Origin of the sequence: Nocardia sp. alder85J, assembly GCF_020176955.2 — a bacterium.
GTDB lineage: Bacteria > Actinomycetota > Actinomycetes > Mycobacteriales > Mycobacteriaceae > Nocardia.
This window is the reverse complement of the sequence record NZ_JAIUCZ020000011.1, coordinates 175606-191320: the sequence shown is the minus strand read 5'-3', so window position 1 is coordinate 191320 and position 15715 is coordinate 175606. Positions and strand designations below refer to the sequence as shown.

Genomic DNA, 15715 nt, shown 5'->3' with positions numbered 1-15715 from the left:
TTATGCATTTCCCTTCGGAACGAACCGGTCCGAAGCTGACCAGGTGACCAGCACCCTTCCCGCCGAGACCGGCATCGCCGCCCACGAACGCCGGATCGTCCGGGCCGCCTTCGCGGCGGGGGTCACCACCTTCGCGGCCATGTACAGCGCGCAGGCTTTGCTGCCGAGCCTGTCGGCGGCATTCGGGGCCACGCCGGCGCATGCGGCGCTGGCCGTCTCGCTGACCACCGGGGTGCTGGCGCTCGCCATCGTGCCGGTGAGCGTGCTGTCCGGCCGATTCGGGCACGCGCGGGTGATGATCGTGTCCACGGTCGGATCGGCGGTGATCGGGCTGCTGCTGCCGTGGAGTCCGACCCTGGAGGTGCTGCTGGCCGGACGGGCGTTGCAGGGCCTGGTCGTGGCGGGGGTACCCGCGGTGGCGATGGCCTATCTGGCGGAGGAGATCCGCGGTGAGCGGCTCGGCGCGGCGATGGGCGTGTACGTGGCGGGCACCACGCTCGGCGGGCTCGGCTGCCGGCTGCTGCCGTCGCTGGCGCTGGAAGCGATGCCGTGGCGGTGGGCGGCGGAGACGGGGGCAGTGGCGGCCGCCGCCTGCGCGGTATGGTTCCTGCGCGCACTGCCCGCGGCCCGGCCGGTCACCCCCCGGCCGCTACGAATTCGTTCCCTGGCAAGGGATCTCGGTGCCCAACTGCGTTCCCGTACGTTGTTCGCGCTGTTCGGGCTGGCCTTCGTGCTGATGGGCGGATTCGTCTCGGTGTACAACTTCCTCGGCTACCGGCTCACCCGGGCGCCGTTCGAATTGCCCCCGGCCGTGGCCGGATTCGTGTTCGTGCTGTACCTGGCGGGCACGGTCACCGCGACACTGACCGGACGCTGGGTGCACCGGCTCGGCCGCATCCGGGTGCTGACGGTGTCCGTGCTGATCATGTGCGCCGGGGTGCTGGTCACCCTGCCGGACCAGCTCGCGACGGTGATCCTCGGTGTATTGCTTTTCACGGCAGGCTTTTTCGGTGCGCACACGGTCGCCGGGGCCTGGGTCGGCGCGGCCGCGATCGGCAATCGCGCCGCCGCCAGTTCGCTGTACCTGTTCTGCTACTACGCGGGCAGTTCGGTGGTCGGCGCACTGGCCGGGGTGATGTTCGGCCGGTACGGCTGGGCCGGCCTGGCCGGATATGTGGTGGCGCTCGGCGTGATCGCGGGTGGGCTCGTCGCGGCCGTGGCGTCGGGGCCTCGGGCCTGACCCGCGCGCTCACTTCACGCAGGGCACCTTCCCGGAGTCCATCGAGGACAGGTCGGTGGGGGCCGGGGAGTTGTTGCCGGTCGCGGTGGCCGAGACCGGCGGGGGCGGCGGGGTGGTGGAGGTGGGTGTCGCCGAGGTGGTGGCGTCGTCGGGCACGCTCGCGACCATGGTGGTGATCGTCGCGTTGCTGGTGACGTCGGCGCCGATGGTGACGACGACCGTGTGCGAATCCACCGCGGACGACTTGGTGGCGGTCACACCGAGTTGATCCGCCAGCGCCGCCGCCGCCGAATCCGCGCCGGTGCCGTAGGTGATCGCAGTGGTGTTGCGGGACCCGCCGCTGACCGCGTCACCGGCGGTGAAACCCCGGTTCACCAGAGCCACCTCCAGCTTGCGGGCCAGGCCGTTCTGGTCGGAGCCGTTGACCACGTTCAGGGTCACGCCCGTGGCCGCCGGGATCGGCACCGTGACGGTGGCGGTGCTGGTCGGCGTGCTCGACGCGGCGCCGGGCGGGAACAGCAGATCGTGCACGGTGGCGCGGATCGCCGGGACGTCGACGATGTTGACGTCCTCGCCGAGATCGTCCTGCCCGAAATCCACCACCGGCAGCGTGAACAGGGTCATGCCGCCGGACATCATGGTCGAGGCGCGCTGGGCGAACTGCATCGGATCCAGACCGCTGTCGATGGCGATGTTCTGCTTCGCGATATCGAGCAGGCTGCGCAGTTTGCCGATATTGGTCAGGGTGCCGCTGTCCTGCAACTGCCGGGCCAGCGAGACGATGAACGCCTGCTGCCGCCGGGTGCGGTCCATATCGGTGAAGTTCAGATCCGGGTCCGGATCGCGGCGCTGCCGCACGAACGCCATCGCCTGTTCGGCATCGATCTGCTGCTCGCCCTTGTGGAAATCGGCGCCGGAGAAGAAGCGGTCGGAGGTGTTCTCGTTGAGGCACACCGTGATCGGCTGCACCGCCTGGGCGATCTGGAAGAAGGCCACCAACGTCACCTCGACGAAGTGGTCCACCGGCACTCCGCCGAGAAAGGCTCGCACCGTGGCGATCTCGGACTTGCGGCCGACGTCGCGGGAGCGCTGCTCCAGCTCGACCGGGTCCTTGACCGTCGAGGTGAGTTTGTCCTTCGTCGCCTGATACGCCAGGCCGTACGCCTGCTTGACCTTGCCCTTGCAGGTGGACCCGCCGCAAGCGGCCGGATCCAGCGTGACGTAGTCGTCGCGCGGGATGGAGATCGCCGTCGACTTCGACCCGTCACCCGGAATGTGCATCAGGATCAGCACATTCGAGTTGTAACCACCCTCACTGTCGTCACCGGCGTGCAGCGCGTCGTACATGTCCTGCGGCAACGGATTTCCGTGCTCGTCGAGCCGGCTGTCCAATCCCATGATGAGGATGTTCTGATCGGCGCCGACGGATTTCGGGCCGTCGTCGAGCGCACTCGAGGTCGTCACCCCGGCCAGCGCCGTGTGGTAAGTGCGCCACGCGGTCCCGGTGCCGACGAGCACCAGCACCGCCGCCAGTGCGATGACGGACCGGCCCGCGATCAGGGCGCGTGAGGTGCGCCGGCGCGGTGGTCGGCGGGGGCGGCGCGGTGACGTGTACGGCCGAATCGGGACGGTTGCCGGATCGACCGGGTCCGTCTGTCTTCGCGGATACTCACCAACGCGCGCCATACAGACCGAATATAGGGATCGATGCCCGTCGGTGCCGACCCGGCAGTGCTGTCTCACATGCGCCACCGCGCGCCGGGCTACTTGACGCAGGGTATGCCATCGGAATCCATAGTGGACAGATCGGTCACCCCGGGGGCCGCGGCGCCGGGTGCGGTGGCCGAGACCAGCGGCGGTGGGGGTGCGGTCGTGGTGCTGGTCACGGTGGCTCCGGAGCCGCTCGTGGTGGCAGCGGCCGGGCCGCCGCCGACGATCCCGGTGGCGTCCGCGCCACCGCCGGACGGTCCGGTGGCGGCGGGCGGCGGGGTGGACGAGGGGGAACCGGTGCGATCGGCAGACCCGAGCAGGCTGCGCACGATGCCGTGGATCCCGGCCGGATCGACCAGGTTCACGTCCTCACCCCCGGAGGTGGTGGCGAACTCCTTGATCGGCAGCGTGTACAGCGACAGCCCGCCGGACATCAGATCCGCTGCCTGCGCGGCGAATTGCGGCAGATCCAGGCCGTGGTCGATGGCGAGATCACGCTCGGCGACGGCCAGCAGGTCCGACAGCGTGCCGACGTTCGCGAGGGTGCCGCTGTCCTGGAGCTTGCGCGCCACCGACACGATGAACGCCTGCTGCCGCCGGGTCCGATCCAGATCGGTGAAATCCAGCGCCGGATGCGGATCGCGGCGCTGCCGCACGAACGCCATGGCCTGCGAGGCGTCGATCTGCTGCACGCCCCGGCGGAATTCGGCGCCGGAGTAGTAGGAATCGGTGGTGTTCTCGTTGAGGCACACCGTGATCGGCTGCACCGCGTCGGCGATCTGGAAGAACGCGGCCAGCGTCACCTCGACGAAATGGTCGATCGGCATGTCGCCGAGAAAGCTTCGTACCGTGGCGATCTCGGCGCGGCGCCCGGCGTCGCGGGAACGCTGCTCCAGATCGGCGGTGTCGGTCACGGTGCCCGACAGCGCCGATTTGGCGCGCGCGTAGGCGAAACCGTAGGCCTGCTTGATCTTTCCCTTACAGCTCACCGTCACCGTGCAGGCGGCCGGGTCCAGTGCGACGTAGTCGTCGCGGGGGATCGAGATCGCGGTGGCCTTGGAGCCGTCGCCCGGAATGTGCACCAGGATAAGCACATTCGCATTGTGACCGCCGACGGTGTCGTCACCGGCGTGCAGCGCGTCGTACATGTTCTGCGGCAACGGTTTTCCCTGCTCGTCCAGGCGGCTGTCCAGGCCCATCACCAGGATGTTCTGATCCGCCCCCGGCGAGCGCGGGGTGTCGTGCAGCGCATCGGAAACGGTGACACCGGTCAGGGCGGTGTGGTAGTTTCGCCACGCCCAACCGGTTCCGGCGAGGACCACCAGCGCGGTCAGCGCGGCGAGCGTCCGCACGCCGATCCGGCCGGCGAGCGCGATCCGGTGCCGCACCGATCGGGGCGACGGCAGGCCGTCGCCCTCCTCCGAGTCCGGCTGTTCCACACCGGGCTCCGTTGTGGCCGAACGTCGCCGACCGATCCTCATACGATTCAATTTTAAGGACGAATAGGACACCGCGCCGCTCGCTGTGTGCCCCGTCACCGTCGTATCCGGCGCCGCATGACCCCCTTCCCGTCACTGGCGTTACTTCTACGGCGCGAGTACAGTCTCGCCGTCATTCTTTTCATCGCTCGGGGGTTTCACATGCTCATCTGGGGCTGGCGGCGTACCGTCGCACAATTGGCCATCATCACGCTGGTCTGCGGCCACTGCCACAATCCGTCCGCGCACAACCTGCGCAAGCTCACCACCTGGTTCACCCTGTTCTTCATCCCGCTGATCCCGCTCAGCTCCAAACACACACTCCAGTGCACCTTCTGCGGCGCGGGCTCCGAAGTGGCGAAGGACCGGGTCCCGGAACTGCTCGCGACCGCCCAGGGCGTGCCGCAGGCGCCGGCCCAGGGCATGCCACAGCAGCAACCGGCCCAGAGCGCCTCGCAGCCGTGGGCCACCGCGCAGCCGCAGCAGGCTGCCTACCAGCCGCCCTATCCGCAGCAGGGCTACCAGCAACAGGGCTATCAGCAGCCGTACCCGCAGCAGCAGCAATATCCGCAGCACCAGCAGCAGTACCCGCCGCAACAGCCCTACCCGTACGGGCAGCGCTGAGCGGACCGGTCACCGGCGGGCCCCGAACGGAGGCGGAGCCCGCCGCATACCGGCCCCACAGCGGGTGCGGCAGTACCCGATTGCAGGGGCCACAGTCACAGCCGACCGCGGCAGCGTCACGACCGACCGCGGCAGCGTCACAACCGACCGGCACGGTGACCACCGACCCACGTGGCGCAGCCCGCGGGACGCACGCTACCAGCGCGAGGTCAGCGCCCCCAGTGCGCCGAGGGCCACGGCGGCGGCCGTGGAGGTGCGCAGCACCGTCGGGCCCAGCAGCACCGCCTGTGCACCGGCCTCGGTGAAGGCGGCGATCTCCGAGTCGTCGAGGCCGCCCTCAGGACCGACGATCAGCACGACACCGGTCGCCGTCGCCACGGACAACTCCGTGAAACGGGCCGCACCGGATTCGTGCAACGCCGCTGCGATGCCACCCTCCACCACCGTGGTCCGGATCAGGTCCGCGACGTCGGTGGTCCGGTACAGGTCGGTGACGTCCGGGATGTAGGGGCGGCGGGACTGGCGAGCGGCGGCGCGGGCGGCCGCGCGCCACTTGTCGACGCCCTTGTCCGCCTTGCGTTCCCAGTTGGCGACGCAGCGGGCGGCCTGCCACGGCACGATCACGTCGGCGCCCGCCTCGGTCATCAGTTCCACGGCCAGTTCCGAGCGGTCCGATTTGGGCAGCGCCTGCACGACCGTCACCGGCGGGGTGACCGGTTCGGCGACAACCCGATTCAGCACCTTCAGATCCAGCCGGTCCTTGGCGGTGGCGACCACCTCGGACTCGGCGAGCAGGCCCGCGCCGTCGGACAGCGTGATCGGCTCGCCGACCCGGATGCGCCGCACGGTCGCGGCGTGCCGGCCCTCCGGGCCGTCCAGCACCGCGACACCGCCCGGCTCCGGGATCTCGTCGAGGTAGAAAACCGTTGCGGCCACCGGGATTTCAGCGGCCGCTGAAGGACGCCCGTAACCGGGCGAACAGGCCGCTGTTGTGTTCGGAGCCGGCCGTCAGCACCTCGCTGCGCTCACCGTTGCGCAACGCCTTGTACTTGCGCAGCAGGTCGACCTGTTTGGCGTCGAGCTTGGCCGGCACCACGATGTCGAGATGGGCGAGCAGATCACCGCGCGAGGTGGAGCGCAGCTTCGGCATGCCGTGCCCGCGCAGCACCGACACCTCACCCGGCTGGGTGCCCGGCGGGATGGTCAGTTCGGTGGGACCGTCGAGGATGGTGTCGACCACCACGGTGGTGCCCAGCGCGGCGTCCACCATCGGGACCCGGACCGTGCAGTGCAGATCGTCGCCGTCGCGGACGAAGGTGTCGTGCGGCTGCTCCACGATCTCGACGTACAGATCGCCGGCGGGGCCGCCGCCGGGGCCGACCTCGCCCTGGGCGGCCAGCCGCACCCGCATGCCGTTGGCGACGCCGGCCGGGATCGGCGCGGCGATCTCGCGGCGGGCACGCACCCGGCCGTCGCCACCGCACTTGCGGCACGGGTCCGGAATCGTCTCGCCCGCACCGCGACAGGTGGGACACGGCCGCGAGGTCATCACCTGACCCAGGAAGGACCGCTGCACCGTCTGCACCTCACCGGCGCCGCCACAGGTCTCGCAGCGCACCGGCTTGGAGTTGCCGTTGGTGCCCGCGCCCTGGCACACATCGCACAGCACCGCGGTGTCGACGGTCAGATGCTTGGTCACACCGACGGCGCATTCGGCCAGCGAGAGCCGGGTCCGCAGCAGCGAATCCGCACCCGGCTGCACCCGCCCGCGCGGCTTGCCGCGGGGCGAGCCGCCGGTGTTCATGCCGCCGAAGAACGCCTCGAACACATCACCGAGGCCACCGAAACCGGCGCCGGTGAAGCCACCGGCCGCACTGCTGGCCAGCGGGTCGCCACCCATGTCGACGACGCGCCGCTTCTCCGGGTCGCTGAGGACCTCGTAGGCGGCGGAGACGTCGCGGAACTTCTCCTGCGCGTCCGGGTCGGGATTGACGTCGGGGTGCAGTTCCCGCGCCAGCCTCCGGTAGGCGCGCTTGATCTCCTGGTCGGTCGCGGAGCGTCCGACACCGAGAATTCCGTAGTAGTCCCGTGCCACGTGAGTCTCTAGTCCTGTTCCGAATGTGTGCCGCAGCTGATCGACAACCCAGCCGCCCTATCGTGCCGCAGTCCGTTCATCGCTCGGCGAGCACCTCGCCGATATACCGGGCCACCGCGGCGACCGATGCGATCGTTCCGGGGTAGTCCATGCGGGTCGGGCCGAGCACCCCCATGGCTCCCAGCACGGTACCGGGCACACCGTACCCGGTCGAGACCATCGAGGTGCCGCGCATCTGCTCGACCTTCGTCTCCTCGCCGATCTGCACGGTCACCATGCCCGGATGTTGCGCGGCGGCGAGCAGTTTCAGCACCACCACCTGCTCCTCCAGCGCCTCCAGCACCGCGCGCAGCGAACCGGGGAAGCCGAAGTCGCCGCCGTTGCGGGTGAGGTTCGCGGTGCCGCCCAGCACCAGCCGCTCCTCGGGATGTTCGACCAGTGTCTCCACCAGCACGGTCGACACCCGGATCAGGACGTCGCGCAATCGGGCCGGCGAGCGCTCGGGCAGTTCGGCCACCGACTTCGAGGCCACCGCCAGCCGCTTGCCGTCCATCGCCTTGCCGAGCATGGCCCGCAGCACCGCGAGCCCCTCGTCGTCGATGACCGCGCCCAGGTCGACCAGGCGCTGATCGACGCGACCGGTATCGGTGATCACCACCAGCAGCAACCGGGCCGGATTCAGCGCGACCACCTCGAGGTGACGGACGGTGGACGCCGACACCGTCGGGTACTGCACCATGGCCACCTGCCGGGTCAGCTGGGCCAGCAACCGCACCGCACGCCGCAGCACGTCGTCGAGATCGACCCCGCTCTCCAGGAAATCCAGAATGGCCCGCCGCTCGGCCACCGACAGCGGCTTGACCTCGGAGATGTTGTCGACGAACTGGCGATAACCCTTGTCGGTCGGAATCCGACCGGAACTGGTGTGCGGCTGCGTGATGTACCCCTCGGCTTCCAGTACTGCCATGTCGTTACGTACCGTCGCGCTGGAGACGCCCAGATTGTGGCGGTCCACCAGGCTCTTCGACCCGATCGGCTCTTTGGTCGCGATATAGTCCGCGACGATCGCGCGCAGGACCTCGAGTCGCCGTTGCTCGGTGCTCGACATGGTCCCCACCTCCTCGTTCGCCTCATTCCCTGGCTCGTGCGCCCACGCATGAGCCACCTCGGCACGGGTTCCCGGGTTCATCCGAATTCCAGTTTAAATGGCGGTGCGCCGATCCCTCGCATACCCCGATCCAGCTGCGAGAACAATCGTGCGCGGAGATCACCGTCACACCCGGAATTCACAGTCCCGTTCCCCGTTCGTGGCGTCATGTCAGCAACGCGCGGACGACGGCGTCGGCGAGCAACCGGCCCCGGTCGGTGAGGACCAGCCGTCCGGCGATCGGCGTCGCCAGACCGTCGGTGACCACCTGTTCCGCTGCGCGGCGCCCGGCCGCGTCGAGGTCGGTCAGCGGCAGGCCGTCGCGCAACCGGACCCCGAGCATGATGCGCTCGAGGTAGCGCTCGTCGGCTGTGAGGGTTTCGCAACCGGCCGCGGGCAAGCCGTCGGCAGCCACCCGATCCGCGTAGCGCGCCGGATGTTTCACATTCCACCAGCGCACCCCGCCGACGTGGCTGTGCGCGCCCGGCCCCGCCCCGAGCCAGTCGCCGCCGTCCCAGTAGCCGAGGTTGTGCCGGCAGCGCGCGGCGGGACCGGCGGCCCAGTTGGAGACCTCGTACCAGTCCAGGCCGGCGGCGGACAGCCGGGCATCGATGCGTTCGTAGCGGGCGGCCAGCACGTCGTCGTCCGGGGCGGGCAGTTCGCCGCGGCGGACCTTGCGGGCCAGCGCGGTGCCGTCCTCGACGATCAGCGAGTACGCCGAGACGTGGTCGACGCCCGCGGCGAGCACGGCGTCCAGGGTGGCGTCCAGATCGGCCGTCGTCTCGCCCGGGGTGCCGTAGATGACGTCGAGGTTGACGTGCTCGAATCCGGCGGCACGGGCCTCCCGGGCCGCCGCGACCGCCCGGCCCGGGGTGTGGGTGCGGTCCAGCACCCGCAGCACGTGTTCGGCGGCGGACTGCATGCCCAGCGACACCCGGGTGAACCCGGCCGCGCGCAGCCGCTCGAAGAAGGCGGGCGAGGTGGACTCCGGATTCGACTCGGTGGATACCTCGGCAGCGGCGGCCAGCGGGAAGTGCGCGCGGATCGCGGCCAGCACCTCGGCCAGCCCGTCACCGCCGAGCAACGAGGGCGTGCCGCCGCCGACGAAGATCGTCGACACCTCCGGCTGCGAACTCGGAAGTTCCGCGAAAAGTCCTGCGGCAGCGGACAGTTCGCCGCGCAGCGCGGTCAGCCAGGACTGCGGCGAGGCGGAGCTGCCCAGTTCGCCGGCGGTGTAGGTGTTGAAGTCGCAGTAGCCGCACCGGGTCGCACAGAAGGGCACGTGCACATAGATGCCGAACGGGCCGGTCCCGAAATCGCGCAGCACCACCTCGGGCGCGTCGGCGGCCGTGGACGGCGAGGGCGGGGCGGTCGGGATCACCCCACCAGTGTGAACGGTGGTTCGCCAGGGTCGGTCACCGACTCGGCGCGAATGCGGCCCGCCCGGCAATCCGGACGGTCGTTATATGACCGATCTCACAATTTGGGACGCCCGTCCAGGGGATTTCCCTCGAATTGAAGGAAAATATGGACCCACGGTCGGAAAGACCCTGTTCACATGGCACAATGGGCACCATGACCGAACTTGGAGTCCGACTGGTGGCACGTCGCCACGTCGATTTCAAGCGTGTCTGTAGCGCAGGCTGTCTGCCGGATCGCCTCCGGTAGTCCGGCCCTTCCCGGCGTCCCGTCCGATGCCGCCGGCTTTCCCGGCCGTGTTCTATCGCCAGGCGTGAGCCAGCCCCTCCTCCCTGTCGTCAGGCCTGATCAAAACCTTGCAGGAGCGACCCCATGACGTCGAGCACCGACGCCGGTCCCACACCAGAATCCGCGAACTCCGCGCGCGAGCAGGCCGCGCGGGAGCGTGCCCTCGCCGCCAAGGAGCGGCGGGCACGCCCGCGCGAGGAGGTCTCCGGACCGCGCCAGCGCACCGCCGGCAAACCCGTCCGCCGCAAGTCGGAGGGCCAGTGGGCACTCGGTTACCGCGAGCCGCTGAACCCCAACGAGCAGAGCAAGAAGGACGACAACCCGCTCAACGTCCGCGCCCGGATCGAGAACATCTACGCCAAGGGCGGCTTCGATTCGATCGACAAGGCCGACCTGCGCGGCCGGTTCCGCTGGTGGGGCCTCTACACCCAGCGTGAGCAGGGTTACGACGGCACCTGGACCGGCGACGACAACATCGACATCCTCGAGGCCCGCTACTTCATGATGCGCATCCGGTGCGACGCCGGTGCGCTGAACGTCGCCCAGCTGCGCACCCTCGGCGGCATCTCCACCGAATTCGCGCGCGACACCGCCGACCTGTCCGACCGCGAGAACGTCCAGTACCACTGGATCGAGATCGAGAACGTCCCGGAGATCTGGCGGCGCATCGAGGCCGTCGGCCTCCAGACGACCGAAGCGTGCGGCGACTGCCCCCGCGTCGTGCTGGGCTCGCCGCTGGCCGGGGAATCGTTCGACGAGATCCTCGACCCGACCCCGGCGATCCAGGAGATCGTGCAGCGGTACATCGGCAAGAAGGAATATTCGAACCTCCCGCGCAAGTTCAAGACCGCGATCTCGGGCCAGCAGGATGTGGTGCACGAGATCAACGACATCGCCTTCGTCGGCGTGAACCACCCCGAACACGGCCCCGGCCTGGACCTCTGGGTCGGTGGCGGCCTGTCCACCAACCCGATGCTGGCGCAGCGCGTCGGCGCGTGGGTGCCGCTGGACGAGGTGCCGGACGTCTGGGAGGCGGTCGTCTCGCTGTTCCGGGACTACGGCTATCGCCGGCTGCGCGCCAAGGCCCGGCTGAAGTACCTGATCAAGGACTGGGGCGTCGAGAAGTTCCGCCAGGTGCTGGAGGACGAGTACCTGAAGCGGAAGCTGATCGACGGCCCCGCGCCGCAACAGCCGGAGCGCCCGATCGACCACGTCGGCGTGCAGAAGCTGCGCAACGGGCACAACGCCGTGGGCTTCACTCCCATCGCGGGGCGGGTCTCGGGCACCATCCTGACCGCGGTGGCCGACGCGGTGGAGCGCATCGGCTCCGATCGCATCCGGTTCACCCCGTACCAGAAGCTGATCGTGCTGGACGTCGCCGACGACAAGGTCGAGCAGCTGATCGCCGAGCTGGAACCACTGGGCCTGCACGCCCGTCCGTCGATCTGGCGGCGGAACCTGCTGGCGTGCAGCGGTATCGAGTTCTGCAAGCTCTCCTACACCGAGACCCGCAAGCGCTCCCAGGTGCTGGCGCCGGAGCTGGAGCAGCGGCTGGCCGACATCAACTCCCAGCTGGACGTGCCGATCACCATCAACATCAACGGCTGCCCCAATTCCTGTGGCCGGTCCCAGATCGCGGACATCGGTTTCAAGGGTCAGCTGATCGACAGCGGCGACGGGAATCAGATCGAGGGCTTCCAGGTTCACCTCGGTGGCAGCCTCGGCCTCGACAGCGGTTTCGGCCGCAAACTGCGTCAGCACAAGGTGACCGGTGACGAGGTCGGCGATTACATCGAGCGCGTCGTGCGCAATTTCGTCAAGGGCCGCACCGGCGGTGAGCGGTTCGCGCAGTGGGCTGTCCGCGCCGACGAAGCCGACCTACGGTAACGGAGTTTCAGATCATGGCAACCACTTTGCAGAAACTGTCCGAGGACGAGCTGCGCCGGATCGCCGCAGACGGTGCGGCGCAACTGGGTTCGGACGCCACCGCGGCCGAGCTGTTGCAGTGGACCGAGGACACCTTCGGTTCGAACTACATCGTCGCCTCCAACATGCAGGACGCGGTGCTGGTGCACCTGGCCGCACAGGTCCGCGCGGGGGTTGATGTGCTTTTCCTGGACACCGGCTACCACTTCGCCGAGACCATCGGCACCCGGGACGCGGCCGAACTGGTGTACGGCGTGAACATCGTCAACGTGACGCCGGAACACACCGTGGCCGAACAGGATTCGCTGCTGGGCCGCAACCTCTTCGAGCGCGAGCCGAACGAGTGCTGCCGGTTGCGCAAGGTGGTGCCGCTGGGTAACTCGCTGACCGGGTACAACGCCTGGGTCACCGGCATCCGCCGGGTGGAGGCGCCCACCCGGGCCAATGCGCCCCTGGTCTCCTTCGACGAGGGCTTCGGCCTGGTGAAGATCAATCCGATCGCCGCCTGGTCCGACGACGAGATGTCCGGCTACATCGCCGAACACGGCATCCTCGTCAATCCCCTGGTGGAGGAGGGGTATCCGTCCATCGGTTGCGCTCCGTGCACGCGGAAGCCGGAACCGGGAGCCGATCCGCGAAGCGGCCGCTGGGCCGGCCTCGCCAAGACCGAATGCGGGTTGCACCAGTCATGACCACAGCAGACATCACCAGCGATTCCGACGTGCTGGCCGCGCTCGACGAATTCGACACGCTCAGTGCCCTGGAGAGCGAGTCCATCCACATCTTCCGCGAGGTCGCGGGCGAGTTCGAGCGGCCGGTGATCCTGTTCTCCGGCGGTAAGGACTCCACGGTACTGCTGCACCTGGCGCTCAAGGCCTTCTGGCCGGCGCCGCTGCCGTTCGCGCTGCTGCACGTGGACACCGGGCACAATCTGCCCGAGGTGCTGGAATTCCGGGACCGGGTGGTCGAGAAGTACGGGCTGCGCCTGCATGTCGCATCGGTCGAGGACTATCTGGCCGACGGCCGGTTGCAGGAGCGGCCGGACGGTATCCGCAACCCGTTGCAGACCGTGCCGCTGCTGGACGCCATCACCGAGCACCGCTTCGACGCGGTGTTCGGCGGCGGCCGCCGCGACGAGGAGCGTTCCCGCGCCAAGGAGCGGATCTTCTCGCTGCGCGACGCGTTCGGGCGCTGGGATCCGAAGCGGCAGCGGCCGGAGCTGTGGAATCTGTACAACGGCCGGCACGCGCCGGGCGAGCACGTCCGGGTGTTCCCGCTGTCGAACTGGACCGAACTGGACATCTGGCGCTACATCGCGCGGGAGAACGTGGAACTGGCCACGATCTACTACGCGCACGAACGCCCGGTGTACCAGCGCGACGGTATGTGGATGACTCCGGGCAGCTGGGGCGGCCCGCGCGACGACGAGGAACTGCTGGTGAAGTCGGTGCGCTACCGCACCGTCGGTGACGGATCCACCACCGGCGCCATCATCTCCGATGCCGCCGACAACGAGGCGATCCTCGCGGAGGTGGCCGCCTCGCGGCTGACCGAGCGCGGCGCCACCCGCGGCGACGACCGAGTGTCCGAGGCCGCCATGGAAGACCGCAAGCGAGAGGGTTATTTCTGATGTCCGACCTGTTACGACTGGCCACCGCCGGCAGTGTCGACGACGGCAAGTCCACACTGGTCGGGCGCCTGCTGTACGACACGAAATCCGTGCTGGCCGACCAGATCGACGCGGTCACCCGCGCCTCGGTCGACAAGGGCCTGGCCACCCCGGATCTCTCGCTGCTGGTCGACGGCCTGCGCGCGGAACGCGAGCAGGGCATCACGATCGACGTGGCGTATCGCTACTTCGCCACTCCCGCACGGTCTTTCGTGCTCGCCGACACTCCGGGGCACGTGCAGTACACCCGCAACACGGTGTCCGGCGCGTCCACCGCACAGCTGGTGATCCTGCTCGTCGACGCCCGCAAGGGCGTCATCGAGCAGACCCGGCGACATGCCGCGGTGATGGCGCTGCTGGGCGTGCCGAAGCTGGTGCTGGCGGTCAACAAGATCGATCTGGTCGACGACGCTCCCGCGGTCTTCGACACCATCCGGGCCGAATTCCGGGAGCTGACAGCCACTCTCGGCTGGGCCGCCGAGGATGTGCAGGAGATTCCGGTCTCCGCGCTGCACGGCGACAACATCGCCTCCCGCTCGGCCGGCACCCCGTACTACACCGGGCCGTCGCTGATCGAGCATCTGGAATCGGTGCCGGTCGACGCGGACAGCTACGGCCGCCATCGGGTCGGGCTGCGCTTCCCGGTGCAGTACGTGATCCGCCCGCGCACCGCCGAACATCCGGACTACCGCGGCTACGCCGGTCAGGTCGCCGCGGGCGTCGTGTCGAAGGGCGACGAGGTAGTGGTGCTGCCGTCGGGCACCCGCACCACCGTCGAGCGCATCGACACCCCCGACGGTGAGCTGTCGACCGCGCAGCCCGGCCGCAGTGTCACGCTTATTCTCGCCGACGACGTGGACGTCTCGCGCGGCGACGTGATCGCCGCCGTCGCCGACGCCCCGGAGCCGATCGACGCGTTCGACGCCACCGTCTGCTGGCTCGGCGACAAGCCGCTGCGCGCGGGCGCCCGGCTGCTGCTCAAGCATGGCACCCGCACCACCCAGGCCATCGTCGGCGCGCTCATCGAACGCTTCGACGAGCAGAACCTGGCCGCCGATCCGGCTCCGGAGTCGTTGACGCTCAACGATATCGGCCGCATCTCGGTGCGGGTCGCCGATCCGATCGTGGCCGACGACTACCGCGTCAACCGGCACACCGGCAGCTTCCTGCTGATCGATCCGGCCGGGGGCAACACCCTGGCCGCGGGCCTGGTCGGCGACGCGCTGACCGCCGTCGAGGTCGGCGCCTCGTCGCCGCGATGAGCCCGCTGCGCCGCGGTGGAGGCGAAGGCCGGGACCCGATCGGTCCCGGCCGCCCGGCGCTCGTCGTGGTGGCCCACGGCAGCCGCGATCCGCGTTCGGCCGCAACGGTTTCCGAGGTGGTGTCGGCGGTCGCCGCCGCGCGCCCGGAACTGGACGTGTATCCGGCCTTCCTCGATCTGAACGCACCGTCGGTGGAGCGTGCGGTGGACGCCGTTGCGGCGGCGGGACATACCGCGGCGGTCGCGGTTCCGCTGTTGCTGGGCAGCGCCTTCCATGCCCGGGTCGATCTGCCCGGACTGCTGGCGGCGGCCCGTACCCGGCACCCGTTCCTGCACTGCACCCAGGCCGATGTGCTGGGCGCCGATCCCCGGCTGGTCACCGCGCTGCGCGATCGGGTCCGGGCCACCGGGGCCGATCCGCGTGATCCCCGCGTCGGTGTCGCGGTCGCGGCCGTCGGCTCCTCCTCCCCCGCCGCGAACGACCGCACTCGCCGCCTCGCCCGCCCGCTCGTCGCGGGCACCGCCTGGCGCGCCGAGGTCTGCTTCGCCACCACGGAACCCACACTGCCCGAAACGATCTCACGCCTGCGCGCACGGGGCTGTCAGCGTGTGGTGATCGCCCCCTGGTTCCTGGCCCCCGGCCGGCTCACCGACCGGCTGCACGGCGCGGCCGGACCCCATCCTTTCGCCGCCCCGCTCGGCGCGCATCCGGCCCTGGTGGACGTGGTCCTCGAGCGCTACACCAACGCCGTCTCCCTCCCGCTCCCGCTGTCGGCCTGATCCGGGCTCCGGATCCCGGCTCCGGCTGCTGCCCCGGACACCGTGCCGGGCATTCCGACCAGCGCGCGCCGACGGGCG

General features: G+C 69.6%; 14 protein-coding genes. 8 read left to right on the top strand and 6 right to left on the bottom strand.

Annotated elements, in window-relative coordinates:
* Positions 1–43 precede the first annotated feature (43 nt).
* A complete protein-coding gene (locus LBW94_RS34860; protein WP_225061184.1) occupies positions 44–1240 on the top strand; it encodes an MFS transporter in 1197 nt (398 codons plus the stop codon).
* 9 nt (positions 1241–1249) lie between these two features.
* Here the strand turns inward: LBW94_RS34860 and LBW94_RS34855 are convergent, their stop codons facing one another.
* A complete protein-coding gene (locus tag LBW94_RS34855; RefSeq protein ID WP_225061185.1) occupies positions 1250–2926 on the bottom strand; it encodes an LCP family protein in 1677 nt (558 codons plus the stop codon).
* A 77-nt stretch (positions 2927–3003) separates the two neighbouring features.
* Complete coding sequence (locus tag LBW94_RS34850; protein ID WP_225061186.1) at positions 3004–4389, bottom strand: LCP family protein; 1386 nt, start codon at positions 4387–4389, stop codon at positions 3004–3006.
* Between the two features lie 201 nt (positions 4390–4590).
* On the opposite strand from LBW94_RS34850, the gene LBW94_RS34845 reads away from it, so the two are divergent.
* Complete coding sequence (locus LBW94_RS34845; RefSeq protein WP_225061187.1) at positions 4591–5052, top strand: zinc-ribbon domain-containing protein; 462 nt, start codon at positions 4591–4593, stop codon at positions 5050–5052.
* A 195-nt stretch (positions 5053–5247) separates the two neighbouring features.
* Here the strand turns inward: LBW94_RS34845 and LBW94_RS34840 are convergent, their stop codons facing one another.
* The 4 genes from LBW94_RS34840 to hemW all read right to left on the bottom strand — a co-directional run bounded on the left by LBW94_RS34840 (position 5248) and on the right by hemW (position 9621).
* Complete coding sequence (locus LBW94_RS34840) at positions 5248–5988, bottom strand: 16S rRNA (uracil(1498)-N(3))-methyltransferase (protein WP_225061188.1); 741 nt, start codon at positions 5986–5988, stop codon at positions 5248–5250.
* A gap of 7 nt (positions 5989–5995) precedes the next feature.
* On the bottom strand, positions 5996–7147 hold the full coding sequence (dnaJ, locus tag LBW94_RS34835) for a molecular chaperone DnaJ (protein ID WP_225061189.1): 1152 nt from the start codon (positions 7145–7147) through the stop codon (positions 5996–5998).
* A 76-nt stretch (positions 7148–7223) separates the two neighbouring features.
* Positions 7224–8255: a heat-inducible transcriptional repressor HrcA gene (hrcA, locus tag LBW94_RS34830; protein ID WP_225061190.1), complete on the bottom strand. Its 1032-nt coding sequence runs from the start codon at positions 8253–8255 to the stop codon at positions 7224–7226.
* Between the two features lie 205 nt (positions 8256–8460).
* Complete coding sequence (hemW, locus tag LBW94_RS34825; RefSeq protein ID WP_225061230.1) at positions 8461–9621, bottom strand: radical SAM family heme chaperone HemW; 1161 nt, start codon at positions 9619–9621, stop codon at positions 8461–8463.
* A gap of 200 nt (positions 9622–9821) precedes the next feature.
* Here hemW and LBW94_RS44535 point away from each other — a divergent pair, with 200 nt between their 5' ends.
* The 6 genes from LBW94_RS44535 to LBW94_RS34800 all read left to right on the top strand — a co-directional run bounded on the left by LBW94_RS44535 (position 9822) and on the right by LBW94_RS34800 (position 15637).
* A complete protein-coding gene (locus tag LBW94_RS44535) occupies positions 9822–9962 on the top strand; it encodes an Ms4527A family Cys-rich leader peptide (protein WP_416277020.1) in 141 nt (46 codons plus the stop codon).
* Positions 9963–10085: 123 nt separating this feature from the next.
* The gene (locus tag LBW94_RS34820; RefSeq protein WP_225061191.1) at positions 10086–11888 is read left to right on the top strand and encodes a nitrite/sulfite reductase; all 1803 of its coding nucleotides are present in this window, start codon (positions 10086–10088) and stop codon (positions 11886–11888) included.
* A gap of 14 nt (positions 11889–11902) precedes the next feature.
* Positions 11903–12619, top strand: a complete 717-nt coding sequence (locus tag LBW94_RS34815) for a phosphoadenylyl-sulfate reductase (RefSeq protein ID WP_225061192.1) — start codon at positions 11903–11905, stop codon at positions 12617–12619.
* Positions 12616–13557: a sulfate adenylyltransferase subunit CysD gene (gene cysD / locus LBW94_RS34810; RefSeq protein ID WP_225061193.1), complete on the top strand. Its 942-nt coding sequence runs from the start codon at positions 12616–12618 to the stop codon at positions 13555–13557. Before LBW94_RS34815 ends, cysD begins: the two co-directional genes overlap by 4 nt.
* Positions 13557–14858 (top strand): sulfate adenylyltransferase subunit 1, encoded by a 1302-nt coding sequence (locus tag LBW94_RS34805; RefSeq protein ID WP_225061194.1) that lies wholly within the window; start codon positions 13557–13559, stop codon positions 14856–14858. Before cysD ends, LBW94_RS34805 begins: the two co-directional genes overlap by 1 nt.
* On the top strand, positions 14855–15637 hold the full coding sequence (locus tag LBW94_RS34800; RefSeq protein ID WP_225061195.1) for a sirohydrochlorin chelatase: 783 nt from the start codon (positions 14855–14857) through the stop codon (positions 15635–15637). The genes LBW94_RS34805 and LBW94_RS34800 overlap by 4 nt, the downstream gene beginning before the upstream one ends.
* The last annotated feature ends 78 nt before the right edge of the window (positions 15638–15715 follow it).

Bases quoted from the DNA above. Each gene is read 5' to 3' on its own strand.
- LBW94_RS34855 (WP_225061185.1), bottom strand. From the start codon at position 2,926: ATGGCGCGCGTTGGTGAGTATCCGCGAAGACAGACGGACCCGGTCGAT.
- LBW94_RS34845 (WP_225061187.1), top strand. From the start codon at position 4,591: ATGCTCATCTGGGGCTGGCGGCGTACCGTCGCACAATTGGCCATCATC.
- hrcA (WP_225061190.1), bottom strand. From the start codon at position 8,255: ATGTCGAGCACCGAGCAACGGCGACTCGAGGTCCTGCGCGCGATCGTC.
- LBW94_RS44535 (WP_416277020.1), top strand. From the start codon at position 9,822: ATGGACCCACGGTCGGAAAGACCCTGTTCACATGGCACAATGGGCACC.
- LBW94_RS34820 (WP_225061191.1), top strand. From the start codon at position 10,086: ATGACGTCGAGCACCGACGCCGGTCCCACACCAGAATCCGCGAACTCC.
- LBW94_RS34815 (WP_225061192.1), top strand. From the start codon at position 11,903: ATGGCAACCACTTTGCAGAAACTGTCCGAGGACGAGCTGCGCCGGATC.
- cysD (WP_225061193.1), top strand. From the start codon at position 12,616: ATGACCACAGCAGACATCACCAGCGATTCCGACGTGCTGGCCGCGCTC.
- LBW94_RS34805 (WP_225061194.1), top strand. From the start codon at position 13,557: ATGTCCGACCTGTTACGACTGGCCACCGCCGGCAGTGTCGACGACGGC.
- LBW94_RS34800 (WP_225061195.1), top strand. From the start codon at position 14,855: ATGAGCCCGCTGCGCCGCGGTGGAGGCGAAGGCCGGGACCCGATCGGT.